The 24,713-nt window shown below is 67.4% G+C and carries 25 protein-coding genes; 17 read left to right on the forward strand and 8 right to left on the reverse strand.

From position 1 onward, the window contains the following. Positions 1 to 2: 2 nt before the first annotated feature. Complete coding sequence (locus R1H25_RS00360; protein WP_317222298.1) at positions 3 to 1,205, forward strand: DUF4785 domain-containing protein; 1,203 nt, start codon at positions 3 to 5, stop codon at positions 1,203 to 1,205. A 284-nt stretch (positions 1,206 to 1,489) separates the two neighbouring features. On the opposite strand, the gene R1H25_RS00365 is transcribed toward R1H25_RS00360, so the two are convergent. Then, complete coding sequence (locus tag R1H25_RS00365; protein ID WP_317222299.1) at positions 1,490 to 2,311, reverse strand: ATP-binding cassette domain-containing protein; 822 nt, start codon at positions 2,309 to 2,311, stop codon at positions 1,490 to 1,492. 151 nt (positions 2,312 to 2,462) lie between these two features. Here R1H25_RS00365 and R1H25_RS00370 point away from each other — a divergent pair, with 151 nt between their 5' ends. From R1H25_RS00370 to R1H25_RS00390, 5 genes are all read left to right on the forward strand, one after another. Continuing rightward, a complete protein-coding gene (locus tag R1H25_RS00370) occupies positions 2,463 to 3,665 on the forward strand; it encodes an acyl-CoA desaturase (protein WP_049444568.1) in 1,203 nt (400 codons plus the stop codon). Next, positions 3,662 to 3,994, forward strand: a complete 333-nt coding sequence (locus R1H25_RS00375) for an EF-hand domain-containing protein (RefSeq protein ID WP_317222300.1) — start codon at positions 3,662 to 3,664, stop codon at positions 3,992 to 3,994. The genes R1H25_RS00370 and R1H25_RS00375 overlap by 4 nt, the downstream gene beginning before the upstream one ends. A gap of 69 nt (positions 3,995 to 4,063) precedes the next feature. Next, on the forward strand, positions 4,064 to 4,714 hold the full coding sequence (locus R1H25_RS00380) for a hypothetical protein (RefSeq protein WP_049444564.1): 651 nt from the start codon (positions 4,064 to 4,066) through the stop codon (positions 4,712 to 4,714). A gap of 54 nt (positions 4,715 to 4,768) precedes the next feature. Then, positions 4,769 to 5,581 (forward strand): bifunctional DNA-formamidopyrimidine glycosylase/DNA-(apurinic or apyrimidinic site) lyase, encoded by an 813-nt coding sequence (gene mutM, locus R1H25_RS00385; RefSeq protein WP_057499508.1) that lies wholly within the window; start codon positions 4,769 to 4,771, stop codon positions 5,579 to 5,581. Positions 5,582 to 5,686: 105 nt separating this feature from the next. Next, positions 5,687 to 7,291: a glucan biosynthesis protein D gene (locus R1H25_RS00390; RefSeq protein ID WP_317222301.1), complete on the forward strand. Its 1,605-nt coding sequence runs from the start codon at positions 5,687 to 5,689 to the stop codon at positions 7,289 to 7,291. Positions 7,292 to 7,823: 532 nt separating this feature from the next. Here the strand turns inward: R1H25_RS00390 and R1H25_RS00395 are convergent. The 4 genes from R1H25_RS00395 to R1H25_RS00410 all read right to left on the reverse strand — a co-directional run bounded on the left by R1H25_RS00395 (position 7,824) and on the right by R1H25_RS00410 (position 12,962). Further along, positions 7,824 to 8,387: a TlpA disulfide reductase family protein gene (locus R1H25_RS00395; RefSeq protein ID WP_317222302.1), complete on the reverse strand. Its 564-nt coding sequence runs from the start codon at positions 8,385 to 8,387 to the stop codon at positions 7,824 to 7,826. Beyond that, positions 8,384 to 10,768 carry a protein-disulfide reductase DsbD domain-containing protein gene (locus tag R1H25_RS00400; RefSeq protein ID WP_107380588.1) on the reverse strand — a complete coding sequence of 795 codons (2,385 nt, stop codon included), beginning with the start codon at positions 10,766 to 10,768 and terminating at the stop codon, positions 8,384 to 8,386. The genes R1H25_RS00395 and R1H25_RS00400 overlap by 4 nt, the downstream gene beginning before the upstream one ends. Beyond that, on the reverse strand, positions 10,765 to 11,103 hold the full coding sequence (cutA, locus tag R1H25_RS00405; protein WP_088027445.1) for a divalent-cation tolerance protein CutA: 339 nt from the start codon (positions 11,101 to 11,103) through the stop codon (positions 10,765 to 10,767). Before cutA ends, R1H25_RS00400 begins: the two co-directional genes overlap by 4 nt. Positions 11,104 to 11,171: 68 nt before the next feature. Then, positions 11,172 to 12,962, reverse strand: a complete 1,791-nt coding sequence (locus R1H25_RS00410; protein WP_317222303.1) for an endonuclease — start codon at positions 12,960 to 12,962, stop codon at positions 11,172 to 11,174. Between the two features lie 351 nt (positions 12,963 to 13,313). On the opposite strand from R1H25_RS00410, the gene R1H25_RS00415 reads away from it, so the two are divergent. The 4 genes from R1H25_RS00415 (at position 13,314) to R1H25_RS00430 (ending at position 16,076) form a co-directional block, all read left to right on the forward strand. Next, positions 13,314 to 13,601: a co-chaperone GroES gene (locus R1H25_RS00415; protein WP_006396661.1), complete on the forward strand. Its 288-nt coding sequence runs from the start codon at positions 13,314 to 13,316 to the stop codon at positions 13,599 to 13,601. 81 nt (positions 13,602 to 13,682) lie between these two features. Further along, the gene (groL, locus tag R1H25_RS00420) at positions 13,683 to 15,332 is read left to right on the forward strand and encodes a chaperonin GroEL (RefSeq protein WP_057500842.1); all 1,650 of its coding nucleotides are present in this window, start codon (positions 13,683 to 13,685) and stop codon (positions 15,330 to 15,332) included. 132 nt (positions 15,333 to 15,464) lie between these two features. Next, the gene (locus R1H25_RS00425) at positions 15,465 to 15,935 is read left to right on the forward strand and encodes a hypothetical protein (RefSeq protein WP_317222304.1); all 471 of its coding nucleotides are present in this window, start codon (positions 15,465 to 15,467) and stop codon (positions 15,933 to 15,935) included. After that, the gene (locus R1H25_RS00430) at positions 15,936 to 16,076 is read left to right on the forward strand and encodes a hypothetical protein (RefSeq protein WP_317222305.1); all 141 of its coding nucleotides are present in this window, start codon (positions 15,936 to 15,938) and stop codon (positions 16,074 to 16,076) included. Positions 16,077 to 16,168: 92 nt separating this feature from the next. Here the strand turns inward: R1H25_RS00430 and R1H25_RS00435 are convergent, their stop codons facing one another. Together R1H25_RS00435 and R1H25_RS00440 are read right to left on the reverse strand one after the other, a co-directional pair. Continuing rightward, complete coding sequence (locus R1H25_RS00435) at positions 16,169 to 17,332, reverse strand: serine hydrolase (protein WP_088480073.1); 1,164 nt, start codon at positions 17,330 to 17,332, stop codon at positions 16,169 to 16,171. Positions 17,333 to 17,399: 67 nt separating this feature from the next. Next, positions 17,400 to 18,329, reverse strand: a complete 930-nt coding sequence (locus tag R1H25_RS00440; RefSeq protein WP_317222306.1) for a pepsin/retropepsin-like aspartic protease family protein — start codon at positions 18,327 to 18,329, stop codon at positions 17,400 to 17,402. A gap of 105 nt (positions 18,330 to 18,434) precedes the next feature. Here R1H25_RS00440 and R1H25_RS00445 point away from each other — a divergent pair, with 105 nt between their 5' ends. From R1H25_RS00445 to R1H25_RS00475, 7 genes are all read left to right on the forward strand, one after another. Continuing rightward, on the forward strand, positions 18,435 to 19,142 hold the full coding sequence (locus tag R1H25_RS00445) for a response regulator transcription factor (RefSeq protein ID WP_317222307.1): 708 nt from the start codon (positions 18,435 to 18,437) through the stop codon (positions 19,140 to 19,142). A gap of 32 nt (positions 19,143 to 19,174) precedes the next feature. Then, positions 19,175 to 20,473 carry a HAMP domain-containing sensor histidine kinase gene (locus tag R1H25_RS00450; RefSeq protein ID WP_317222462.1) on the forward strand — a complete coding sequence of 433 codons (1,299 nt, stop codon included), beginning with the start codon at positions 19,175 to 19,177 and terminating at the stop codon, positions 20,471 to 20,473. Between the two features lie 72 nt (positions 20,474 to 20,545). Next, positions 20,546 to 21,046: a MarR family transcriptional regulator gene (locus R1H25_RS00455; RefSeq protein WP_317222464.1), complete on the forward strand. Its 501-nt coding sequence runs from the start codon at positions 20,546 to 20,548 to the stop codon at positions 21,044 to 21,046. Further along, positions 21,043 to 21,783 (forward strand): DNA alkylation repair protein, encoded by a 741-nt coding sequence (locus R1H25_RS00460; RefSeq protein WP_317222308.1) that lies wholly within the window; start codon positions 21,043 to 21,045, stop codon positions 21,781 to 21,783. The genes R1H25_RS00455 and R1H25_RS00460 overlap by 4 nt, the downstream gene beginning before the upstream one ends. 55 nt (positions 21,784 to 21,838) lie before the next feature. Then, complete coding sequence (locus R1H25_RS00465) at positions 21,839 to 22,177, forward strand: DUF6616 family protein (protein ID WP_317222309.1); 339 nt, start codon at positions 21,839 to 21,841, stop codon at positions 22,175 to 22,177. 89 nt (positions 22,178 to 22,266) lie between these two features. Then, positions 22,267 to 22,524 carry a hypothetical protein gene (locus R1H25_RS00470; protein ID WP_005411217.1) on the forward strand — a complete coding sequence of 86 codons (258 nt, stop codon included), beginning with the start codon at positions 22,267 to 22,269 and terminating at the stop codon, positions 22,522 to 22,524. A gap of 295 nt (positions 22,525 to 22,819) precedes the next feature. Then, the gene (locus tag R1H25_RS00475) at positions 22,820 to 23,893 is read left to right on the forward strand and encodes a 3-deoxy-7-phosphoheptulonate synthase (RefSeq protein WP_317222310.1); all 1,074 of its coding nucleotides are present in this window, start codon (positions 22,820 to 22,822) and stop codon (positions 23,891 to 23,893) included. A 168-nt stretch (positions 23,894 to 24,061) separates the two neighbouring features. Here the strand turns inward: R1H25_RS00475 and R1H25_RS00480 are convergent, their stop codons facing one another. Next, positions 24,062 to 24,679, reverse strand: coding sequence for a trimeric intracellular cation channel family protein (locus R1H25_RS00480; protein WP_019338935.1), 618 nt, complete (start codon positions 24,677 to 24,679; stop codon positions 24,062 to 24,064). Positions 24,680 to 24,713: the final 34 nt, after the last annotated feature.

A 24,713-nucleotide genomic window follows, 5' to 3' on the forward strand; every position in this document is an offset into this window, starting at 1 on the left:
CCATGACGATCCATTCCACCCTGCTGGCCAGTGCCGTGCTGGCAGTGCTGTCCCTTTCCGCCGCGCAGGCCGCGCAGCCGCTGCAGGCCGCCCGCGCAGGCGATCAGGTGCCTGCCACCCTGGTGGCCGCGCCACTGCCCGCCGATGAGAGCGAGCACGCGCCGCTGTCGTTTGCCTGGGCGCTGGACCCGACGCAACCGCTGCAGGCGGCCACGCCGTATGCCTCGGTCAGCCGCAGCTACTGGCAGCAGGTCGATGGCACGCAGCTGCAACGCGGCCTGGACCTGCCACTGACCGCTGCCGATGCGGTGATCCAGCTGAGCCCGGCCGAAGGCGCGCGTGCGGTGCCGGCCAACTCGCTGCAGGTGCGTGACCCGGCCGGCCGCAGCAGCGTGGCGCGCAGTGTCGATGCACGCGCGCTGCAGGAGGCCGGCATGCCGGTGAAGGATGGCAGCAGCATGCTGCGCACCGGCGCGACCAGTGCAGTCGGTGCGTACACGCTGCAGAGCGCACAGGCACAGGGCCGCTACGTGGTGCAGGTGCTCGAGCCGAACAGCCCGCTGCGGCTGGAAGTGCAGGCCAACCAGGCACAGGTGCTGGCCGGTGGCAGCGTGCAGCTGCAGGCACGCCTGCTGGAAGACGGCGTCACCACCGCGCAGCTGGCATCGCGGCGTAGCGGCCTGGGCGGTGAAGCGCTGCTGGTGGCACCGGACGGACGCAGCTGGCCGCAGCGGCTGCTGCGCACCACCGATGGCGGCCTGCGTGCGCAGGTGCGGATTCCGGCCGATGTCGGCACTGCGCAGGGGTTGTGGGAACTGCAGGTGTTCGCCCAGGCCGATGGCGTGCTGCGTGATGGCAAGGTGGCCTTCGCGGTGGCACGGCCGACCGCGCGCTTCAGCGGCCAGGCGGCGCCGGATCCGGCCAGCCGCCAGGTGGCGCTGCCGCTGCAGGTGGCCGCCGCCGGTCGTTACGAGGCGCGTGGCACGTTGTATGCCACCGGCCGCGATGGCCAGCTGAAGCCGGTAGCGCAGGCACATGCGGCCGCGTGGTTCGATGGGCCGGGCGCGGGCCAGCTGGTCCTGCCGTTCGACCAGGCTGCGTTGCCAGCCGGTTTCGGTGCGCCGTATGAGTTACGCGACCTGCAGCTGCAGGACCAGAGCCGGATGGCACCGATCGAATCGCGCGCGCTGGCGTTGCGGTTCTGAGCAAGGCGGTAGCGGGCCGGAACATCCGGCCCGCTGCATCGGCATGACGACGGAATGGCATCACGACGGGAATGGCGTGACGGCGGGGATGGCATCACGACGGGGTAGAGTCGACTGTTAGTCGACTGCCTTTCGCCTGGATCGCAAAGATCCCGCGCTGCGCGCGATAGTCGACTAACAGTCGACTCTACCGCCGTCGGTCTCCCAGGCCTGTCGGTTTCCGAGGCTGCAGGTTTCCGAGCCCGCCGGTTTCCAAGCCCCTTGTTTCCCCCGAGGGCTCCGCCTCACCCCGCGTACGCGGTCAGCCGGCCTTCCTGCTCGACCACCGTGATCGCGCCACCGAACACCGTAGACAGCGGTTCGTTGCGCAGCAGCTCGGCGCGGGTACCATCGGCCAGCACGCGGCCGTCGCTCAGCAGTACCACCCGTTCGATCTCGGGAATGATCTCTTCGATGTGGTGGGTCACCAGCACCAGGGTGATGCCCTGCTGGGCCAGCACCCGCATGGTTGCCACCAGCTGTTCGCGGGCGACCAGGTCGAGCCCGGTGGAGGGTTCGTCCAGCAGCAGTGCCTGCGGCCGGTTGACCAGCGCGCGGGCGATCAGCACGCGGCGGGTCTCGCCGGCCGACAGCTCGGCGTAGGCGCGCTCGCGCAGGGACAGGGCGCCGGTCATCGCCAGCGTTTCGCCGACGCGCGCACGCATGTCGTCGGTCACCTCGCGGAAGGCCGGCACCACGTAGCTGGCAAAGAAGCCGGACAGCACCGCCTGTTCCACGGTCAGGCCGGGCATGTCGGCCAGGTTGCTGCTGAGGTCGCCGGTGACGATGCCCAGCTGCGAGCGCAGCCGGTCCACCTGCCAGCGGTTCTGGCCCAGCACCTTCACCGCTACGGAGCCGTCGCCCTGGGCCAGCGGGTACAGCTCGCGGGTGATCAGTTTGATGAAGGTCGACTTGCCGCAGCCGTTGGGGCCGAGCAGGGCGGTGTGCTGGCCCTGCGCAATGCGCAGGCTGAGCCCGTGCAGCACCTTCACCTGGCCGCGCACCACCGTGGCGCGGTCCAGTTCGATCAACGGGGGCAGCTCCGCCAAGGGCGGGGCGGCGGTCATGGTGCTGGCGCGTGGATCAAGGCTCGACAACTCAGGTCCCCAACTGTGAACGGTGCCACGGAAGGCGGTGGCAATCACCGCCGCAGGGATGCAGTTTGCAACGCAAGCGCCCATCATGTCTGCCACCGCCGCGTCGATCCGGAGAGCCGTCATGCCTGATGCCCTGATGTCCCTGTTGACCGGTGGTGTGCTCGGCCTGGGCTGGTGGGGCATGCTGGCGGTGCTGCTGGTCTTCACCCAGATCACCATCTTCTCGGTGACCCTGTACCTGCACCGGAGCCAGGCCCATCGCGGGGTCGATTTCCACCCGGCGCTGGCCCACGTGTTCCGTTTCTGGCTGTGGCTGACCACCTCGATGATCACCCGCGAGTGGGTGGCCATCCACCGCAAGCACCACGCCAAGGTGGAGACCGAGGACGATCCGCACAGTCCGGTCACCCGCGGCATCGGTACGGTGTTCTGGCACGGCGTGGAGCTGTACCGCGAAGCCCGCGGCCAGCGCGCGGACATCGAGCAGTACGGGCGCGGCACCCCGGATGATGCGATCGAGCGCCGCCTGTATACCCCGCATGCCACGTTGGGGCCGGTGCTGCTGTTCGCGATCAATACCGTGTTGTTTGGCCTGCCTGGCGTGGCCCTGTGGGCGATCCAGATGGCATGGATCCCGTTCTGGGCGGCCGGTGTGGTCAATGGCCTGGGCCACTGGTGGGGCTACCGCAACTACGAGTCCGCCGATACCTCCACCAATCTCACGCCGTGGGGGTTCTGGATCGGTGGTGAGGAGCTGCACAACAACCACCATGCCTTCCCCAGTTCGGCGCGCTTTGCGATGCGGCGCTGGGAATTGGACATCGGCTGGAGTGCGATCCGCCTGCTGCAGGCGCTGCGGCTGGCCAAGGTGCTGCGGGTGGCACCGGCCATGGACGTGCGTCCGAACATTGCCGTGCCCGATGCCGAAACCCTGAAGGCGCTGCTGTCGCACCGCTTCCAGGCGATGACCGACTACCAGCGCAATGTGTTCATGCCGGCCCTGCGCGAGGAAGCCGCGCAGGCCGGCGCCAAGTTGCGCCGCCTGCTGCCACGCAGGCTGCGCCGTGGCCTGGTCAATGATGGCCGCTGGCTGAAGCCGGACAGCCGTGCCCAGCTCAGCGCATGGGTGGCACAGCGCCCGCGCATCCGCACCCTGGTCGAGTACCGCGCGCGGCTGGCGGCGCTGCTGGAAGCGCGTGGTCACGATGCCGCCGAGCGCCTGCACCAGCTGCAGGCCTGGTGCCGCGAGGCCGAGGAAAGCGGTATCGCGGCGCTGCAGGCCTACGCTGCGCGATTGAAGGGCTACAGCCTGGTGGGCGCGTGAGGCCAGGGTACGGGTTTCTGCTGGTGGTGCTGCTGCCGGGCGTGGCACAGGCCCAGGTCACCGATACCACCAGCTACCTGCAGCGGATGGACAGTGATGGCGACGGCCGGGTGAGTGAATCCGAGTACGTGCAGTGGATGCTGTATGCCTTCGACCACATGGACCGCAACGGTGACGGCGTGCTGAGCGCCGACGAGCTGCCCGGCGGCAAGGGCAGGGCGATCAGTCGCGAGCAGCAGCGGCAGGTGATCGTGCAGCGCTTTCATAAGCAGGATGCCAATGGTGATGGTTTCCTGGACGCGCGCGAACTGGCGGCGCCTCCGCGCTGAGCGCATGCTGGCCTGCGTACCCGCTGCCGGGCGATCATCGCGGGCCTATGTTCCCCAAGGAGTTCCCCCATGGATGACCGGATCGACGAGGAACTGTTCGCCGAATGGCTTGAATTCTGCGCTGGCCGCAGCGAGCGCGAGGACTGGTATTTCTCCGGCCTGCTGCAGGGCGTGACCGACCCGGATACGCTGGCGGCGGTATTTGCAGGCTTCCCGCATGCCGATGCGCTGCGGTCGCGCGCGCTGGACGTGCTTGGCGCAGGGCGCTGGGACGGGCACCTGTACCTGCAGCCGGCCATCGCTGGCGACGTGCAGGCAGTGGCGGCCGCCGCGCGCACCTGGCTGGACGAACTGGCGAGGGTGGCAGGTATGGCGGGTGAGTCCGCGCTGCAGGCCACACTTCGCGACGTGCCGGTGGTGGCAGCGCCCGCAGAGCAGCTGCAGGCCGCATGGCGCGAATCGGGTCCCAGCGCCTATCTGCACGACGTCGTCTGCGATGTGGTGCGCGAGGCCCGCACGCTGGATACCCCTCAGATGGCCGCACTGGACGAGGCGCTGTACCACATCGCTTCGGACCTGTACCTGGGCTGGTATATCGCCCAGCCGTTGTCCCCGGCAGCCGTCGATTTCGCGCCTTATCTGGCGTTCTGGCGCCTGGGCGGACGCGGCGCACTGGTCGACGGCGCGTTCCTGGTGGAAGCGGCGGGTCTGGATTCATAGGGCGGTGCGGGGCCATGCCCAGCGGCTTTGCATGGCCCCGCGTAGAATCACCCCATGCCCGAACTACCCGAAGTTGAAACCACCCGCCGCGGACTGGCGCCGCACCTGCAGGGCCGCCGCGTGCATGGCGTGATCCTGCGCCGCGCCGACCTGCGCTGGCCGATTCCGCCGGAAGTGGCCGAGCTGCTGCCGGGGCAGCGCATCGAGGACATCCGTCGTCGCGCCAAGTACCTGTTGCTGGATACCGCCATTGGCAGCGCAGTGCTGCACCTGGGCATGTCCGGCAGCCTGCGCGTGCTGCCCGGTGATACCCCGCTGCGCGCGCACGACCACGTCGACATCAGCCTGGACAACGGCCGTCTGCTGCGCTTCAACGACCCGCGCCGCTTCGGCAGCCTGCTCTGGCAGCCGACCGGCGAAGTCCACCCGCTGCTGCAGGGGCTGGGCCCGGAACCGCTGGACGACGCGTTCGACGGCGACTACCTGTTCGCGCGCAGCCGTGGCCGTAGTGCGCCGGTGAAGACCTTCCTGATGGACCAGGCGGTGGTGGTGGGCGTGGGCAACATCTACGCGGCCGAGAGCCTCTTCAAGGCCGGCATCAGCCCGCTGCGCGAGGCAGGAAAGATCTCGCGCGAACGCTACCAGCGTCTGGCCGATGCAGTGAAGGAGATCCTGGGCTACGCCATCACCCGTGGCGGCACCACGCTGCGCGATTTCATCAGCCCTGACGGCGCGCCGGGTTACTTCGAGCAGGAACTGCTGGTGTACGGCCGTGACGGGCTGCCCTGCCCGAACTGTGGCCGCGCGCTGAAGCACGCCACCATCGGCCAGCGCGCCAGCGTCTGGTGCAGCCACTGCCAGCGCTGAGGCACGCAGCCAGCGGCAGCTGAACGGGCAGGGTGCGTCTCCGCTGCCCGTTAACGTTTGTCTGCCTATGATGGCCGACCTTCCCACTGTGCCTGACGCGCCTGCATGCAACGACGCGACTTCATCCGCAATGCCTCCCTCGCCCTGGCTGCATTCGGCCTGCCGTCCCTGCCCGCGTGCGCGGCCAGCAAGAGCGGCCAGATGGGCCTGCGCCGCCTCGGCCAGCCGCAGCCGTTCGATTTCGCCACCCTGAAGGGCCAGGCGCGGGCACTGGCACAGGCGCCCTACAAGAGCCACAAGCGGGTGCTGCCGGGCCGCCTTGAAGGCCTGGACTGGGACCAGTACCAGTCGATCGGCTACCGCCAGGACCATGCGCTGTGGGCCGATCAGCCCGGCAAGTTCCAGGCCAAGTTCTTCCACCTCGGCCTGTACTTCCATTCGCCGGTACGCATGTTCGACGTGGTCGACGGCAAGGCGCAGGAGCTGGCTTATGACGGCGCAGCCTTCAACTACGGCAAGAGCGGCATCAAGGACGGCGAGCTGCCGGCCGACCTCGGGTTCGCCGGTTTCCGCCTGAACACCCGCAAGGACACCGACCGCGACTTCGCCGCCTTCCTCGGCGCCAGCTACTTCCGCGCGGTCGGCAAGGAAGGCCAGTACGGCCAGTCCGCGCGTGGCCTGGCGATCGACACCGGCATGGGCAAGCCGGAGGAATTCCCCGACTTCATCGCCTATTACCTGGAACAGCCGTCGGCCGATTCAGAGACGATCGTGGTCTACGGCCTGCTGGATTCACCCAGCGTGGCCGGCGCCTATCGCTTCGCGATTACCAACGGCGACGTGCTGCTGATGGACATCGACAGCGCGCTGTACCCGCGCAAGGCGATCGAGCGGTTGGGCATCGCACCGTGCACCAGCATGTACCAGGTGGGCGAGAACGACCGCCGCATGGCCTGGGACTGGCGCCCGGAGATCCACGACACCGATGGCCTGTCGCTGTGGACCGGTGCCGGCGAGTGGATCTGGCGACCGCTGCTGAACCCGCGCAACCTGCGCTTCAACATGTTCGTGGACCGCAACCCGCGTGGTTTCGGCCTGCTGCAGCGCGACCGCAACTTCGACCACTACCAGGACGACGGCGTGTTCTACGAGAAGCGTCCGTGCCTGTGGGTGGAGCCGAAGGGCGAGTGGGGCGAGGGCTCGGTGCAGCTGGTGGAGATTCCCACCGTGGACGAGACCTTCGACAACATCGTGGCGTTCTGGAACCCGAAGGAAAAGCCGCAACCGGGCCAAGAGCTGCTGGTCGGCTACCGCCTGTACTGGGGTGCCGAACCGCCGGCACGTCCGCCGCTGGCGCACTGCGTGGCCAGCCGCACCGGCCTGGGCGGCGTGGTCGGCAAGAAGCGCGAGTACTTCAGCTGGCGCTTCGCGGTGGACTTCGAAGGCGGCGAACTGGCCAGGCTGATCGACAAGGGCGAGGTCGAGGCGGTGGTGGAAGCCAGCCGCGGCCGGGTCGAGATCGTGTCGGCGCGCCCGCTGCGCGAGATCAACGGCTACCGCGCGATGTTCGACCTGGTGCCGCCGGAAGGCAGTACCGAGCAGATCGACATCCGCCTGTTCCTGCGCAGTGGTGGCAAGACCCTCACCGAGACCTGGCTGTACCAGTACACCCCGCCGCCGCCGGGTGCGCCGGAGCGCACGCTGTACTAAGAGGGGTGCGGGTTTGCAGGGCTTGCAGCCCTGCACCTGCTGACGTCAACGTCAACGTCAAAAGCGGGCATTCCGTGGGATGGCGGGGTGGGTCCGGTTGAGGGGGGCGGCGTAAATACGTCCATGTAGCCTCGGTCGCGCCATCCATGGCGCTCACGCCCCCTCAACCGGACCCACCCCGCCTTCGACAGATCTTCGCGATCTGTGGGAATTGCTCTTGGGGTCAGATCCGTTTCCCGAAGGAAAACGGATCTGACCCCGGAATTTCATTCGATATCTGACAGATGTGTCGACCAAGGTCGACACCTACCAACAGCTGCGGAGATCTGTCAGAGGTGGGGCGGTGTCGGAGTGCGGGGTGTCAGCCGCATGGATGCGGCTGCCAAGCCTACAGGGATGTACTTGCAGCGTCCCCGCACTCCGACACTGTCCCGCCATCCCACGAAATGCCCGCTTTGGCTTTGGCTTTGGCTTTGGCTGTTGTCGTTGCATTGAGCAGGGTGCAGGGCTGCAAGCCCTGCAAAAAACACCCTCACTTCACCCAGCCGTCGATCTCGCCGTGGGCGAACGGCCCCAGCTTCGCCTTGACCAGCCGCCCCTGTGCATCGAACAGCACGCTGTAGGGCAGCAGGCCCTGTGTATTGCCCAGCTGCACGCTGGCATCGCGCGGCCCCGGGGTCTCGATCACGATCGGATAATCCACCGGCACCCGCTGCAGGAAACCGCGCACGTCTTCCGGCGTATTCAGCGCCAGGCCCAGCACCTGCACGCCTGGGGCGCCCTGCGCAGCGGCAAAGCGCGCCAGCTCGGGCATTTCTTCAACGCAGGGCGCGCACCAGCTGGCCCAGACATTGATCAACAGCGGGCGACCGGCAGCGTGCTGGCGCAGGTCCAGCGGCCGGCCTTCAAGATCGGGCAGCGACAACGCGGGCAGGCGGTCGCCAACCCGCAGAACCGGTACCGCAGCCGCGACAGCAGGCGCCGCTGGCACGGCCTCAGGCGCAGCCGGCGCCGGTGCCAATCGATGGCCGGCCCACAGGCCAAGGCCGGCGGCCAACACCGCTGTCCACAGCAGCGCTGGCCGTTGCCACTTCATCGCGCGGTGCGCAGCAGCGCTTCCTCGACCACCGCCTGGGTCAGCAGGGTCGGCAGCACCGTCGGCGGCGCGCCGGGGCCATACACCACGTACAGCGGCACGCCCACGGCCTTGTGCTCTTCCAGGAACGTGGTGATCTGCGGATCGACGTTGGTGTAGTCACCGCGCATGTACACCGCGTTGGTGCGCTTGAGCAGTTCCTTGAACTCCGGCCGCGACAGCACGGCGCGCTCGTTGGCCTTGCAGCTCACGCACCAGTCCGCGGTCATGTTCACGAACACCACGCGCTTGTCAGCACGCAGGCGGTCCAGCAGTTGCGGCGAGTATTCGACCACGTTGTCAGTGGCCGCCTGCGCGGCGCGCGCCGGCGGTGCCAGCTGGGTCACACCCCAGGCCGGCACCAGTGCGCCGATCGCCAGCAGCACGCCGAGCAGGGTCACTGCTCGCGAGCCGGTCCAGCGGTTGCGCTCGAACAGCCACAGGCCGAAGGCGAGCAGCAGCAGGCCGCCCAGCACCAGCGCCATGCCGTCCACGCCACGCTGCTTGCCCAGCACCCACAGCAGCCACAGCGCGGTGGCGTACATCGGGAAGGCCAGCACGTGCTTGAGCGTTTCCATCCACGGGCCGGGCTTGGGCAGGCGGCGCGCCAATGCCGGCACGAAGCCGATCAGCAGGAACGGCAGCGCCAGGCCCAGGCCGAGGAACAGGAACACGGTCATCGCCTTCAGCGGCGGGGCAATGAACGCGTAGGCAATCGCGCCGCCCATGAACGGTCCCACGCAGGCACTGCCGACCACGCAGGCCAGCGCACCGGTGAAGAAATCACCGGCCGGGCCACTGCGGCTGGCCAGCGACTGGCCCAGATTGCCGATGCCACCGCCCAGGGTGAACACGCCGGACAGGCTCAGGCCTACCGCGAACATGATGTAGGCCAGCGCCGCCACCACACCCGGGTGCTGCAGCTGGAAGCCGATGCCGACGGCGTTGCCGATCGCGCGCAGACCCACCATCAGCGCACCGATCACCGCGAATGCGACCAGCACGCCCAGCGTGTACCAGAGGGCATGGCTGCGTGCGCGCTGCGGGCTTTCACCACTCTGCGCCAGGCTCAGGACCTTCAGCGACAGGATCGGCAGCACGCAGGGCATCAGGTTCAACACCAGGCCGCCGGCCAGCGCCAGCAACAGCACCCAGACGAACGAACGGTCCGGGTTCGGCGTACTCGCCGGCGGGCGCGTACGCAGGGCGTTGTCACCGCGTGCGTCCGGGGCGAATTCATTGCCTGCGTCTTCACTGCCGACGGTTGCCGGGGCCGCTGCATCATCGTTGGGCACGGTCGGCAGCAGACGCAGCGGAGCGCCGTTTGCGGCTTCGCGTGGTGCGCCGTTGGCGGCAGGCAGCGGGCTGATCACCTCGTTGCGCGGTGGCACCTGGTCGGCGCTGGCGTTGACCTTGCCGGCCGGAATGGACAGCTTTACCCGGCGGGTCATCGGCGGGTAGCAGATGCCATCGGTCTGGCAGCCCTGGAAAGTCACCACCAGGGTGCTGTCGACCGCATCGGTGACGGAGCGGCGCAGCGGCAGCGGCACTTCCACTTGATTGAAGTAGACCGAGACGTCGCCGAAGTGCTCGTCGCGATGCGACTGTGCGGCAGGCCAGCGCGGTTTGTCGGCCAGCACGCCGGTGCTGCCCTCCAGCTTCAGCGAGGTGCGGTCGCGATACAGGTAGTAGCCCGGCGCCGGGCTGAAGCGCAGCAGCAGGGTGTTGCCGTCACTGGCGATGGCGTCGAAGCCGAACGCTTGTTCCGAGGGCAGTGGCAGCGCCTGGCTGTTGCTGGCTGCACCTGGCAGGCGCAGGCCGCCGCTGTTGCCGGCACCGGCCAGCGGGTTGTTGAACGGGCTGGCGCCGGCGGGGCGCGCGGCAGGAGCGGTGGCCTGTGCCCCGGCACCCGGCAGCGTGACCTGCACCACGCGCTTCTGCGGCGGGTAGCAGACACCGGCATCGGCGCAGCCCTGGTAACGGACTTCCAGGCTGATGGTGCTGGCGGCCTCGGTCGGCGTGCCGGGCAGGGTGGCCTGCAGGCGCTCGCGATAGGTTTCGACCTCGCCGAAGAAATCGTCGTGGTGCTTGTCGCCCCTGGGCATCTGCAGCGCGCCGGCATTGAAGGCCGGATCCGCCTTGACGCTGGTGCGGTGGCGATACAGGTAATAGCCCGGTGCGATCTTGAACTGCAGTTGCACCTGGCCACGTTCGGGGGCGGTCGCGGTCAGCGCGAACGCCTGGTCCACCGGCAGCAGGTCCTTCTCATCCAGAGCGAAGGCGGGCAGCGAGAGCCACAACAGGGCGCACAAGGCGGCGCCACGCGCAATCAGAGTCTTCAAACAGTGTCCTCCCGGGTCTGTGCCCGGATCCAGTCCAGATATGCCGGCAGGCCGGCCCGGGTTTCGACCGCGATGCACTCCGGGAGTTCATACGGATGCAGTTCGACGATCCGGGCAATCGCGTCATCAACGCGGCTCGCAGTGGTCTTCACCAGCAGCTGCAGTTCGCTGTCGGTAGTCACCTCGCCCTGCCAGCGATAGGTCGACTGCGCGCCATCGAGGCGCGTCACGCACGCGGCCAGGCGCTCGCCGACCAGCGCGTGCGCGATGCGCTCGGCACTGGCCCGGTCCGGGCAGGTGGTCAACAGCAGCAGGACGGGATCGACGGTCGACATGACCGTCGAGTATAGGGCCGCCGCCGGGTCAGGGCCCGGCGGCGGCAGTGGACCGCTGCGTTGCGCGGTCAGTTGGCCAGCTGGCAGGTGGCCGGCTTGGCCGAAGTGAACAGGGCCGGGGTCGCCCACTCGGGGTGGTCGATGAACGGATTGCGGTTGCCCTGGAAGCTGTAGACCACATCGTTGCGGGCACGCTCGGCATCATCCGGCGGATCGGACAGGTGCCAGTCGATCAGGGTCGACAGCAGGCCCATGTAGGCCGGCGAACTGCTGGTCTTGACGATCCTGCTGCGGTCGTCGGTCAGCTCCAGGTCCGGCTCGGACTGGCCGGTGGCCGCATCCTTGCCGCCCTCGTAGCGGATCGCCATGTACATCACCGCGCGCGCCATGTCGCCCTTGCGCTTGCCCCACACCTCGAAGGTGCCGGTGTTGCCGTCCGGCGTGCGCACCCAGTTGGAGTTGCCCGGGTAACCGCCGCTGCCGCCGCCCTGGCCGTTGTTGGCTTCGGTGGCGCGCTCGCCGCAGTTGGCGTCGCACTTGCCGAACGGCTTGTTGCCACGGTCGGCGTTCCACTGCGCGTCGGTCAGGTACAGCATGTGGGTGTCGGTATACGGTGCGTAAGGCAGGCCCTTGTCACCGGTGGTGCTGGCAAAGCCCAGCGAGTTCGGCCAGGTGTGCTCGCGGTTGTACTTCAGGCCACTGCCGCTGCCGGCGCGGTCGGTCACCTTGGCGTAGCTGCGGTTGCGGTACGCATCCAGGATCCTGCCGCTGTTGTTCGGATCCTCGTCGGCGATTTCCAGGATGGTCCACGTACTGGTGCCCGAGCCGCTGTACGGGTAGGCGGTGTGGCCCTTGATGGTGGCGTGCAGCGAGCAGCGCAGCTGGCTGGGGCTGCTGGTGTTGACCCTGGAGTAGTAACCGGCCGGCACGCCGGGGTTGCCCGGGTCCGGATTGCCGCCGGTGGTTGCCACGGTGAAGGCGATGCGGCTGTCGGCAGCCGGGTGTGCGCCCTGCAGGTCGGTGATGCGCGCGGCGCGGATGTCGAAGCGGCAGGCTTCACCGGCCACCAGCGCGGTGTTGGTGGACAGCTTCACATTGCGGCCGCTGGCCGGGTAGGTCAGTGGCACGCTGCCGGAAGTGCCGCAGCTCAGCGCGAAGGCGCCGCTGGCCAGGTTCACCGTCTCGCTGAACACCACTTCCAGGTCGGCGGCGGCCGGGAAGGTGCTGCTGCCCTGTGCCGGGGTGGTGGTAGACACCGACGGCGGCGTGTTCGGACCCGGGGTACCGCCACCGCTGAAGGTCTGGCCGTTGTTGCAGCTGCCAAACGTCTGCTTGGCCGATTCGGCCCAGGTGAAGTGGGCGTACTGGCTGCCGTTGCCGGTCAGCTGCAGCGAGGTGCCCGGCGCCGTGCTGTTGGTCTCGGCCACCGGAATGTTCTGGCTGGTCATGCCGGCGGCAGGGCCACCGGAGGCGGTGATGGCGCCCTCGTAGCTGAGGAACTGGACCACCTTGCCGCTGGCATCGACCAGGGCGATGCCGTCGTTCGGGCCGTTCTGGAGGCCATTGGTCGGGTAATTGACCACGGCGATGGTGGCGCTGCCGCAGCCGGCGGCAGTGCCGGCCGGGACCGGGTTGTTGGCGTAGACCGTGGCCGCCGAAGGATTGCTGCCGTTGTAGAGGTAGAGGCGGTAGCCGGACAGGTCCTCGCCCGCGGTAGCGACCACTTCGATGGCTTCGCCGACGTCACCGGCGGCGGTGCTGTCGTCGTAATGCAGTTCGTTGATGAAGACCTCGGCCTGGGCCGGCGCGGCGGCCAGCGCCAGCAGGCAGGCGGCGGCAAGCGGGGACAGCAATCGCATCGACTACTCCTTGTGATTGGGAATGCGCGGCCGAGCCTAAGGCCGATCCAGTGACACTTTGTCGTAAATGAACGTCAGATATCTGACAGTGGGACATCTATCACTAAATAGCACCCCTTGCCCCCTTGGCTTGCCGCACTGCATCCCTATACAGGCGTCCACGCAGGGAGGCAGGTTTCCCGGTCCCGAGAAAAATTTCGGGATCAGCCCTTGAAAGGCCTGTGGAGGTCTCCATCTCTGTCGTGCTCCCGACTTGTCGGGCTTTTTCACGCGCGTTGCTGGCACTCGCCTGGTACGACTGCTAACATCGCCGGACTTTTTTAGACCAATCAATAACTTAAGAGGTCTCTCATGAGCATCAAGCCGCTGCACGACCGCGTTGTGGTCAAGCCGATCGAAGCCGACGAAATCTCCGCCGGTGGCATCGTCATTCCGGATTCGGCCAAGGAAAAGTCCACCAAGGGTGAAGTCGTGGCCGTCGGCCCGGGCAAGCCGCTGGACAACGGCAGCGTGCGCGCTCCGTCGCTGAAGGTCGGCGACAAGGTCATCTACGGCCAGTACGCCGGCAGCTCGTACAAGAGCGAAGGCGTCGAGTACAAGGTCCTGCGCGAAGACGACGTGCTCGCCGTCATCGGCTGAGCCTCGGCGCGACCTGCTTTTCTGTAAGACATCCCCTTTCGTCGCCGGGCCCGGCCCGGTGCAAACATCGAGGTAATCGCAATGGCTGCCAAGGATATTCGTTTCGGTGAAGACGCCCGTTCGCGCATGGTGCGCGGCGTCAACGTTCTCGCCAATGCCGTCAAGGCCACCCTGGGCCCGAAGGGCCGCAACGTCGTTCTGGAAAAGAGCTTCGGCGCGCCGACCATCACCAAGGACGGCGTGTCCGTCGCCAAGGAAATCGAACTGGCTGACAAGTTCGAGAACATGGGCGCGCAGATGGTGAAGGAAGTTGCTTCGCGCACCAACGACGACGCCGGCGACGGCACCACCACCGCCACCGTGCTGGCCCAGGCCTTGATCCGCGAAGGCGCCAAGGCCGTTGCCGCCGGCATGAACCCGATGGACCTGAAGCGCGGTATCGACAAGGCCGTCGTGGCCGCCGTCTCCGAGCTGAAGAACATCTCCAAGCCGACCGCCGACGACAAGGCGATTGCCCAGGTCGGTACCATCTCGGCCAACTCGGACGAGTCGATCGGCCAGATCATCGCTGACGCGATGAAGGAAGTCGGCAAGGAAGGCGTCATCACCGTTGAAGAAGGCTCGGGCCTGGACAACGAGCTGGACGTGGTCAAGGGCATGCAGTTCGACCGCGGCTACCTGTCCCCGTACTTCATCAACAACCAGCAGTCGCAGACCGCTGACCTGGATGACCCGTACATCCTGCTGCACGACAAGAAGATCTCCAACGTCCGTGACCTGCTGCCGGTGCTGGAAGGCGTCGCCAAGGCCGGCAAGCCGCTGCTGATCGTTGCCGAAGAAGTCGAAGGCGAAGCGCTGGCCACCCTGGTGGTCAACACCATCCGTGGCATCGTCAAGGTCGTGGCCGTCAAGGCTCCGGGCTTCGGCGACCGTCGCAAGGCGATGCTGGAAGACATGGCCGTGCTGACCGGCGGCACCGTGATCTCCGAAGAAGTGGGCCTGTCGCTGGAAAAGGCCACCATCAAAGACCTGGGCCGCGCCAAGAAGGTGCAGGTCTCCAAGGAAAACACCACCATCATTGATGGCGTGGGTGACAAGGCTGCCGTCGACGCACGCGTCGGCCAGATCAAGACCCAGATCCAGGACACCTCCTCGGATTACGACCGCGAGAAGCTGCAGGAACGCGTGGCCAAGCTGGCCGGCGGCGTTGCCGTGATCAAGGTCGGCGCTTCGACCGAAATCGAAATGAAGGAAAAGAAGGATCGCGTCGACGACGCCCTGCACGCGACCCGTGCAGCCGTTGAAGAAGGCGTGGTCCCGGGCGGCGGCGTTGCCCTGGTCCGTGCGGTCACCGCGCTGGCCGGCCTGAAGGGTGCCAACGAAGACCAGAACCACGGCATCCAGATCGCCCTGCGCGCGATGGAAGCCCCGCTGCGCGAAATCGTTGCCAACGCCGGTGAAGAACCGTCGGTCATCATCAACAAGGTCAAGGAAGGCACCGGCAGCTTCGGCTACAACGCCGCCACCGGCGAGTTCGGCGACATGCTGCAGTTCGGCATCCTGGACCCGACCAAGGTGACCCGTTCGGCGCTGCAGAACGCCGCTTCGATTGCTGGCCTGATGATCACCACCGAAGCCATGGTTGCCGAAGCTCCGAAGAAGGACGAGCCGGCCATGGGTGGCGCCGGTGGCATGGGCGGCATGGGTGGCATGGGCGGCATGGACTTCTAAGTCCACGCCCCCGGCGGTCGGTGCCGGCCCTGGTCGGCACGCCGTCCCGATGCAAGGAAGAACCCCGCCGCAAGGCGGGGTTTTTCGTTGCCCGGTTGCCGCCGCCGCAGCGCATCGCTACGCTCGGTGGCCATGCCTACCTCGTTCATCGTCGTCGACGACTTCCTTTCTCCTGCCGATGCGCAGGGGCTGCGCCAGGCGGCGCTGGGCCTGACCTATCCGGTGCAGGACGGCGCATTCTCCGGCCGCAATTCGCAGCAGCGGCTGGAACTGGATGGACTGTCAGGCGCGGTCTCGCGGCTGGTCAACGAACCGCTGCGGCCGGTCAACCCACTGCAGTCGCACGGCAAGTTCCGCCTCACCCTGGCCGGTGATACCGGCCGCGCCAAGGTGCACGCCGATCACTCGCACTGGTCGGGCATCCTCTACCTGAGTGCACCGGAGCACTGCGAGGGCGGCACAGAGTTCTTCCGCCACCGCCGCACCGGCACCGAGCGCATGGCCCTGGATGCAGCGGAGCTGGCCGCATTGGGCTATGCCAACGGCGGCGACATGCATCGTGACATCATCGAGCGCGACAGCAACGACGACAGCCAGTGGTAAATGACCATGCGCATCCCGATGCGCTTCAACCGGCTGTTGCTGCTGCGGCCCTGGTTCTGGCACACCGCCGGGCCGGCGTTCGGCGACCGCCCGGAGAATGGCCGGCTGGTGTACCTGATGTTCTTCGAGCAGGCGCGCTGAGCGGGGCAGGCATCCACGCGTGAGGTGGATCCACACGCCATGCATGGATGCTCCCATCCCGCCGCGCTCCCCACGCAGGCGTCATCGCACCGTCATTCGACGAATGCCTTCGCCGCGCCGTACTCCCACTGCCATGGCACGCCGGTATCACCCAGCACGAACGCCACCAGTGCCGGGAACGCAGCCTCCGCCCGTACATCGTTGCCCAGGATCACCACGCAGCGTTTGTGCCGCTCGATGCACACCAGGGTGTTGCCGACCGCATCGTCGTGGCCGCCCTTGTAGAAGCCTGCACCCTGGGGGCCACGGAAGGTCACTACGCCCAGGCCCGCGGCCAGATCCCTGTGCTGCTGCGCAACGGGCAGCTCCGGCTGCAGCGTTGGGAACTGGCTGGCGGTGGTGATCGGCAGCTGCGGCCGCACCAGCTCCCTGCGCATTGCCGGAGACAGCCCATCGCCACGCACATAGCCGGCGGCGAAGTGCGCCATGTCGGTGATGGTGGTATCCATCGACCCTGCCGCCCGCACACGACTGCGTTCATCGTGCGGCTCTGTATTGCCTTCGGCGGTCCAGCCATCGGCCAGGTTGCCGGCGAAATCCGCGCGCCACGACATGCTGCTGTGCGCCATGCCGAAGCGATCGAACACGCGCTGCTGCATCAACGCACCCACATCCTCGCCCAGTCGCCCACGTTCGATCACGAACTGCAGCAGGATCAGGCCCTCGCCGGAATAGCCGTAGCGGCTGCCGGGCTCGAAGTGGAACTTCAACCGGCCATCCGGTTCGAGAAAGCCGAAGTTGGCGAAGCCGCTGGCGTGGTTCAGCAGCCTTCGCGGCGTGAGCTGGCGCCAACGCGCATCACTCGCCAGCACGCTGTAGTCGGCGTACTTCTTCGGTTCCGGTGGATAGTCCGGCAATGGTTTGTCCAGGGCGGTAGCGATGCTGGCATCCAGATCGATACGCGCGTCCTGCGCCAGCTGTGCGACCAGGTGGCCGAAGGCCATCTTGGTGAGCGATGCGGCGTACATCACGGTGTCGGTGCGCAGCGGCTCGCCTGCGGCGTTGCGTTCACCGTAGGCAGCCACATGCACCACCTTGCCGTCATCGATCACCGCCAGCGCCATCCCGCGCGCATGGGCTGCCTGCATCAGCCGCTGTGCTTCGGCATCGATGCGAGTCGGCGAGGGCACGGGTGGCGGCGCGGCCAGTACCGCCAGCGGGAGCAGCGTCAGCAACATCAGGGTGGCACGGCACATGCGTGGAACTCCTGGTGGGGCGCACGGTGATGCTACGCCAGGCTGCCGCTGGCGTCATTGCCAGATGTCAGCTGGCCTGCGGCCGGCGCAGGCAGACCCGGGCCGCGCCGGCACCGATGTCCACCTGGCCGCCGCGCATTGCATCGGCACCGAGGATCAGCGCCGGCCGGCCCTCCAGGCCGATCGCCTTGAACACTGGCAGTTCGCTGATGCGGACCTCCATCGACGGGTGCTGCCAGCCGCCGCCGGTCATGCCGGGCAGGGTGTACAGCCAGGTTGCCTGCTTTCCGCCGCCCAGGCCTTCGGTGCCCTTTTCACGCACCCGCACCCGCGCGTCGCTGCCGTCGGTGCGCAGCCCCAGTGCGCGGGCTGCTTCGGCGTTGAGGACGGTCTGCGCGGCACCGGTATCGACCACGGCGATGGCGTCCACCGCGGGCGCGCCCAGTGCAAGCGTGATGAAGCCGAACTGGCGCAGGCCGCCAGTGCGGCCGGGCAGCACATTGGGCTGGCAGCCCGGTCCTTCCAGGTTCAATCCGCCGGGTGTCCACAGCGACAGTTGATTGCGGCCGAAGTCCCAACGGGTGTCCCAGCGTCCGGTCAGATCGTTGCCGATCAAGCCGTCAATGGCCGGATCATCCTCCTTCGGCAACGACGACAGATCGGCCTTCATGGCTTGGGCCTGCAGCTGCCAACTGCCCAGCTGCCAGGACGTGCTGCGCATGCGCTGCAACCGCGCGGAAGCTGCACTCGCCCCTTGGGCCTGTGATACCACTGCATCCGCATCCTCCAGGCCATAGCGCCGCACGACGCGGTCATCGACCAGAGTGGCGCCTGCCGCGCTGTCGACCACGAAGCGCAGCGGTTCGGCACGCCCGTCCAGCGACACGGCCACGGCCGGATGACCGCCCTGCATCCACATCGGCAGGATGTGTTCGGGGGCATCGGACGCCAGCGCAGGCAGCGGGGCAGCAAGCAGGAAGAATGGGATGAGGCGCAAGGCAATCTCCGCAGTGATCATGGGTGGCCATTGGCGCGCAGCGGCGTATCGCGGGAATATCGGCGTTGATACCGTCCTGATACAGACCTGCCTGATACTGCCCGCATGACGACTCCCGCCCGTGTCATCGTTGTCGATGACGACGCCAGCATCCGTGATGCCATCGCCGATTGCCTGCTGCTGCATGGCTACCAGGTGCGGGTCGCGGCGGACGCGACGGCGCTGGACGTGCTGCTGCAGGTCGATCGCCCGGACGTGATCATCCTCGACTGGATGATGCCCGGTGAGGATGGCCTGTCGGTCTGCCGCCGGCTGCAGGCACGGGCCATTCCGATCCTGATGCTGTCGGCGATGGGCAGCGCACCGGACAGGGTGATCGGCCTGGAGATGGGCGCGGACGACTATCTGGCCAAGCCGTTCGACCCGCGCGAGCTGCTGGCGCGGGTACGTGCGCTGCTGCGCCGGCAGGACAAGCTGCGCGCGCAGGTCGCCAGTGAACTGCGCTTTTCTGGTTGGCGGTTGCTGCCGGAACAACGTCGCCTGCTGGCGCCGGATGGGAACGAGCTGGTGCTCAGCCGTGGTGAATTCAGCCTGCTGCTGGCGCTGGCCGAACGCCCCGGGCGGGTGCTGGGGCGCGAGCAGCTGCTGCAGCTGAGCCGTGGCGAGCCCAGTGACAGCGTCGACCGCGCAGTCGACCTGGCAATCAGCCGGCTGCGCCGCAAGCTCGGGCAGGCCTCACCCGGTGCGGAATCGCTGGTGCAGACATCGCGTGGCGAAGGCTATCGCTTCGACGCCGAGGTACAGCTGCTGTGAGCAGCCGGTGGCCGACCGCGCGTTGGATCACGATGCTGGCCCTGGCCAGCCTGCTGCTGGCGACACTGGTCAGCGTGGCCGTGGTTGGCTGGATGCCGCGGCCCGCGCCGCCACCGATGCGCTTGGACCAGGCCGTGCAGGTGCTGCGAGGGGAACAGGCCGCGGCACCACTGGGCCTGCATCTGGCGACGCAGGATGCGCCACCACAGGGCAGTGCCAGTGACTGGCTCACCCAGTTGGCGGCGCTGCAGATGGGTTTGCCGGTGGAGGATGTTCGGCTGGTCTGGAGCGGACAGGGCAAGGCGCCTGATGTGCAGGTCATCGAAGGCGGCGCCCTGCTCGACGCCACGGCGCGGGCCGGGGTACTGAAGGCGCAGGCTGCCGTGCTGACCGCGATGCAATGGCCGCCATTTGAACTGGGCGTGCGCCAGGCCGATGGCCGATGGCAGGTGGTTGGCAGCGATCACAGTGATCTGGCAGCTTGGCGGCGACAGGTGATACTGGCGCTGCTGGGCGGTGCCGTGTTGTTGGCGCCGCTGGCGGCGTGGGCATCGATCCGGCTGGGGCGTCCACTACGACGCTTGGCCGATGCCAGTGCACGTGTGGACCTGCAGGCCGAAACGCCCCTGCCGGATGATGGCCCACGCGAGGTACAGATGCTGGCCGCCGCGATCGGGACCGGTCGAGAGCGCCTGCGTGCGCAGGCACAGGACATGACCCATATGCTGGCTGCAGTGGCGCATGACCTGCGCACACCATTGACCGGCCTGCGACTGCGCGCCGAATTCGCGCCCGCACCACAGGCGGCCCGGATGGTGGCGGACATCGAGCGCATGGACACGATGATCGAGCAGGTGCTCGACTACGCACGCGGTGAACTGCAGCCGTTGCAGATGCGCCCGCTGGATCTGGCCGCGCTGCTGGAGGAGTGCGTGCAGGCAGCGTTGCTGCGCGGTGTAGAGATCTCCAGCCAGGGACCGGACAGTCTGCCCTGGCACGGCGACGCGCTGCTGCTTCGGCGTGCGTTCGACAACCTTATCGACAACGCCGATCGCTATGCCGGGGCGGTGGAGCTGCGGGTTGCCGTGGTTGAGCGAGGGGTCCAGCTGGAGGTGATGGATCGCGGCCCAGGTATCGCCGAGGGCGACCGAGTACGCCTGCTGCAGCCCTTCCAGCGCAGCGAGAGCTCGCGCAGCCGCGCCACGGGTGGGACCGGGCTGGGCTTGGCGGTCGCCGCCAATGTAGCGCGGCGGCATGCGGGCGAACTGCAGCTTCTGCACCGGGAGGGGGGTGGACTGATCGCGCGTCTGCTGCTGGGAAGGCTTCCCTGATATCGGCTGTGGTTTACAGGTTTCGGCTATTTTTGCGTATGATTAGGCGCCTAACAATATCGCGTGCCTGAGATGATCGAAGCCAAGCACCATGCCCTGATGGATGAGGCACAGCGACGCGGCCATGCCAGCACCGCGCAGCTGCGCCTGTGCTTCCAGCTGCTCTCGTTGTCCTCGTCGATCGATCGCGACTGCGCTACCCGGCTGGCACCGCACGGGCTCAGCGAGGGTCGCTTCATCGTGCTGTTCCTGCTGCATGGGGCCGGCGGCACGTTGCCGCCCCACGTGCTGGCCGAGCGCGCAGGCGTGACCCGCGCCACCATCAGTGGCCTGCTCGATGGCCTGCAGCGTGAAGGACTGCTGCAGCGTCGCAGCGATGCCGAAGATGGCCGTCGCCTGCAGATTGTATTGACCGCACCGGGAAGACGCTTGGCCGAGACGTTGTTCGACCAGCACACGCAGTGGATCGGTGGCCTGTTCAATGGTCTGGACACCGATGAACAGCAGCAGCTTTCGCGGCTGCTGCACAAGGTCTGGCAGCACACGGATGCCGGGCGGGAATCCGCAGCATGAGTACGTCCATTCCTGTGGAACGCCGGCAAGCACTCAACTCCGGCCGCGTCGCCGCCACCCATCTGGCCGAATGCCTGGCAGTGGACTTCGCCACGCTGCTGCAGGTGGTGGCACCTGTGCTTGCACCCGAAGCGCTGCAACGCATGCAGGATGCCTCAGGCAAGGGCATCACGCTGCGCATGGCCCTGGCTGCGCAACTGCTGCGTGAGGCGGGGCAGGGCGTGCCTGCGCTCTGGCAGCATCACCGCGCCGATACCGTGCGCGGTTGGGCCTGCTACCTGATCGGCAGCGATGCCCGCGCAACGTTGGCAGAGAAGCTGCAGCAGATGCGCACGCTGGCCGATGATCCACACTTCGGTGTGCGCGAATGGGCGTGGCTGGCGCTACGCACGGACATCGTTGCCGCGCCGGTGCAGGCGCTTGAGTACCTGCAACCGTGGACACAGGAAACATCGCCGTACCTGCGCCGCTTCGCCTGCGAAGCACTGCGTCCGCGCGGTGTCTGGGCCACGCATATCGCGCTGTTCAAGCGGCACCCGGAACATGCATTGCCGCTGCTGGAAGCACTGGCTGACGACCCGGAACGCTATGTGCAGGACTCCGTGGGCAACTGGCTCAATGATGCCGGCAAGACCCAGCCGCAGTGGCTGCGCCAGCTGTGCACGCGTTGGCAGCACGAGCGCCATAGCGACGCCAATGCCTACATCCGCAAACGCGCATTGCGCTCGCTCCGGTAGTGCCGGCCGCTGGCTGGCAACTCCGTAATCTCGTCAACCTCAAGGAAGAACCACCATGTCGCACACCTTCATCGAGCTCTACACCGCCACCCCCGCCTGGACCACGCTCCAGCCCGAGCAGCGGAATGCCTTCTTCGCCCGTATCGGTGCCGGCATGCAGCAGTTCGATCCAGCCCGCATCACACCGCTGGCGATGGGCCGCATTGCCACGGGCGTACAGCGCGGCAGCGATGAGCAGTTCTATGCGGTCTGGCGCTGTGCAAGCCGCGCGGACGCCGATGTACTGGTGGCCAGCATTGCCGCCACCGGTTGGCATCAGTACTTCACCACCACCAACGCCTTGGGCGCGGACGAGGGGATGGTCCAGCACCTGGCCGATCTGGCCGCCTTGTAGCGGCACCCCGGACGCGCATGGCACATGCGCCTGTCACCCAGACGCGGTAAACAGGACATTGCCCATGTCCATCCGCAGGGAAGTCGATCATGCAGAGCACGCTCCAGGTCACGCTGTTCGGCCCGCTTGGCGACAGCCCGGCGTTGCAGTTGCCGGGGCTGGAGGGGCCGTCGGTGGCCATCCAGGAATCGGCCCTGCGGCGGTTGGTTTCCGACCTCTACACCGCGCGTTCCCTGCTCAACCCCGAGCAGCTGGACGAGGCCCGGCAGGAACTGGATCGCGTGCTGGAACGCTGGGCCGACATCCACGAGGGCCTGCTGCTGGACGTGGAAGTGCACGGCAAATGAGCGACGTTGCGTGGTTGCCGCCGTGTAGGCCGGGCGGGCGCGCATCCCGCTGAACCGCGTCCCCAGTTGCGGATGAAACATTTTGCACTGCGCAAAAGCTGTGCTATCAATAGATCCCATGAACGCAGCCCCCACCAGCTTTTACTGGTATTACTTTCCGAAGCCACTGGCGGAGGAAGGACTGCGCTCACCCTGAAGAAAGCTTCAGACGCATTCCCGAAAGCCGCCAGCGAACCTGGCGGCTTTTTTCATGCCGCCACGCTGGGGACCCCCAACGTTCCGGAGATCTCCCGCAATGCCCCCGCACACCGACGACCTGCGTATCCGCACCATCGAACCGCTGACACCGCCCGCCCAGCTGCTGGCGATGCTGCCCTGTGACGATGAAGCCTCCGACACCGTCAGCGCCTCGCGCGCGGCCCTGCACCAGATCCTGCACGGCCGCGACGACCGCCTGGCGGTGGTGGTCGGCCCGTGCTCGATCCATGACCCGAAGGCCGCCATCGAGTACGCCCAGCGCCTGAAGCCGCTGCGCGACGCGCTGGCCGGCGAACTGGAAATCGTCATGCGCGTGTACTTCGAGAAGCCGCGCACCACGGTGGGCTGGAAGGGCCTGATCAACGACCCGGACCTGGATGGCAGCTTCAGGATCGACAAGGGCCTGCGCATTGCCCGTGGCCTGCTGCGCGACATCAACAAGCTCGGCCTGCCGGCCGGTGTCGAGTTCCTCGACGTGATCTCGCCGCAGTACATCGCCGATCTGGTGGCTTGGGGCGCCATTGGTGCGCGCACCACCGAAAGCCAGGTGCACCGCGAACTGGCCTCGGGGCTGTCGTGCCCGGTCGGCTTCAAGAACGGCACCGATGGCAACGTGAAGATCGCCGCTGACGCGGTGGGTGCGGCGTCCAATCCGCATCACTTCCTGTCGGTCACCAAGCAGGGCGGCACCGCCATCGTGTCGACCACCGGCAACCCGGACTGCCACGTGATCCTGCGCGGTGGCAAGCAGCCGAACTACGACGCGACCAGTGTCGCCGAGGCCTGCCAGGTGCTGGCCAAGGCCAAGCTGCCGACGCGCCTGATGATCGATGCCAGCCATGCCAACAGCCTGAAGAACCCGGAGAACCAGCCGAAGGTGATCGACGACATCGCCGTTCAGCTGGAAGACGGCGAACAGCGCATCGTTGGCGTGATGATCGAGAGCCATCTGGTCGGTGGCCGCCAGGAACTGGTGGAAGGCCAGCCGCTGGTCTACGGGCAGAGCATCACCGATGGCTGCATCGACTGGGACACCACCGTGACGGTGCTGGAGCGACTGGCCGCGGCCGTGCGCGTCCGTCGCGACGTAAAGGTGTCCGAAGCCGCTTGAGTGCGGCACGTGTGTGGATGGCGGCCAGCGCCTGCGGGGGTGCGGCCGCGATCAGGGCCGGTCGGAGTTGGAGACCGGCCCATCTGCACCGGCGATGCGCCTGGCGCTGCGCATGAGCGACAGCGCCAGGTACATCGCCGGGGTGGTGCGGATTGCGCCGCGCGAACCTCAATGCACTTCGTCGTGATAGACGAACTTCGGCATTTCCCAGCGGTAGTGGATCGCCAGCAGGCGCAGCGCGAAGCCGCCGCCCAGGCAGCACAGGATCGCGGTGGCGTCGGCCACGCCCCAGTGCAGCAGCAACAGGTACGCCGCGCCGGTCAGCAGCGCGATGATCGCGTACAGCTCCTTCTGGAAGATCAGCGGCACCTCGTTGCAGAGGATGTCGCGCAGCACGCCGCCGAACGCGCCGGTCAGCATGCCGGCGATCAGCACGATCGGCATCGCATGGCCGGCTTCGCGCGCGATCGAGCAGCCGATCAGGGTGAAGGCGATCAGGCCCAGACCATCGAGTACCAGGAAGGTGCGACGGAAGTGGTGCATCCAGCGCGCCACCCAGGTGGCGATCAGCGCCGCGCACACGGTGAAGCCCAGGTACTCGGGATGCTTCACCCAGCCCAGCGGATAGTGGCCAAGCAGGATGTCGCGCAGTGAACCACCACCGAGGGCGGTGACGCAGGCGATCATGACCACGCCGAACAGGTCCATGCGGCGGCGGCCGGCAGAAAGTGCGCCGGTCATGGCTTCGGCGGAAATGGCGATCAGGTAGATGACGGACAGCAGCATGGGACAGGCTCCGGGCGCGGTGGGGCCGGCCATG

Source organism: Stenotrophomonas veracruzanensis, from assembly GCF_032911525.1.
GTDB classification, from domain to species: Bacteria; Pseudomonadota; Gammaproteobacteria; order Xanthomonadales; family Xanthomonadaceae; genus Stenotrophomonas; species Stenotrophomonas africana.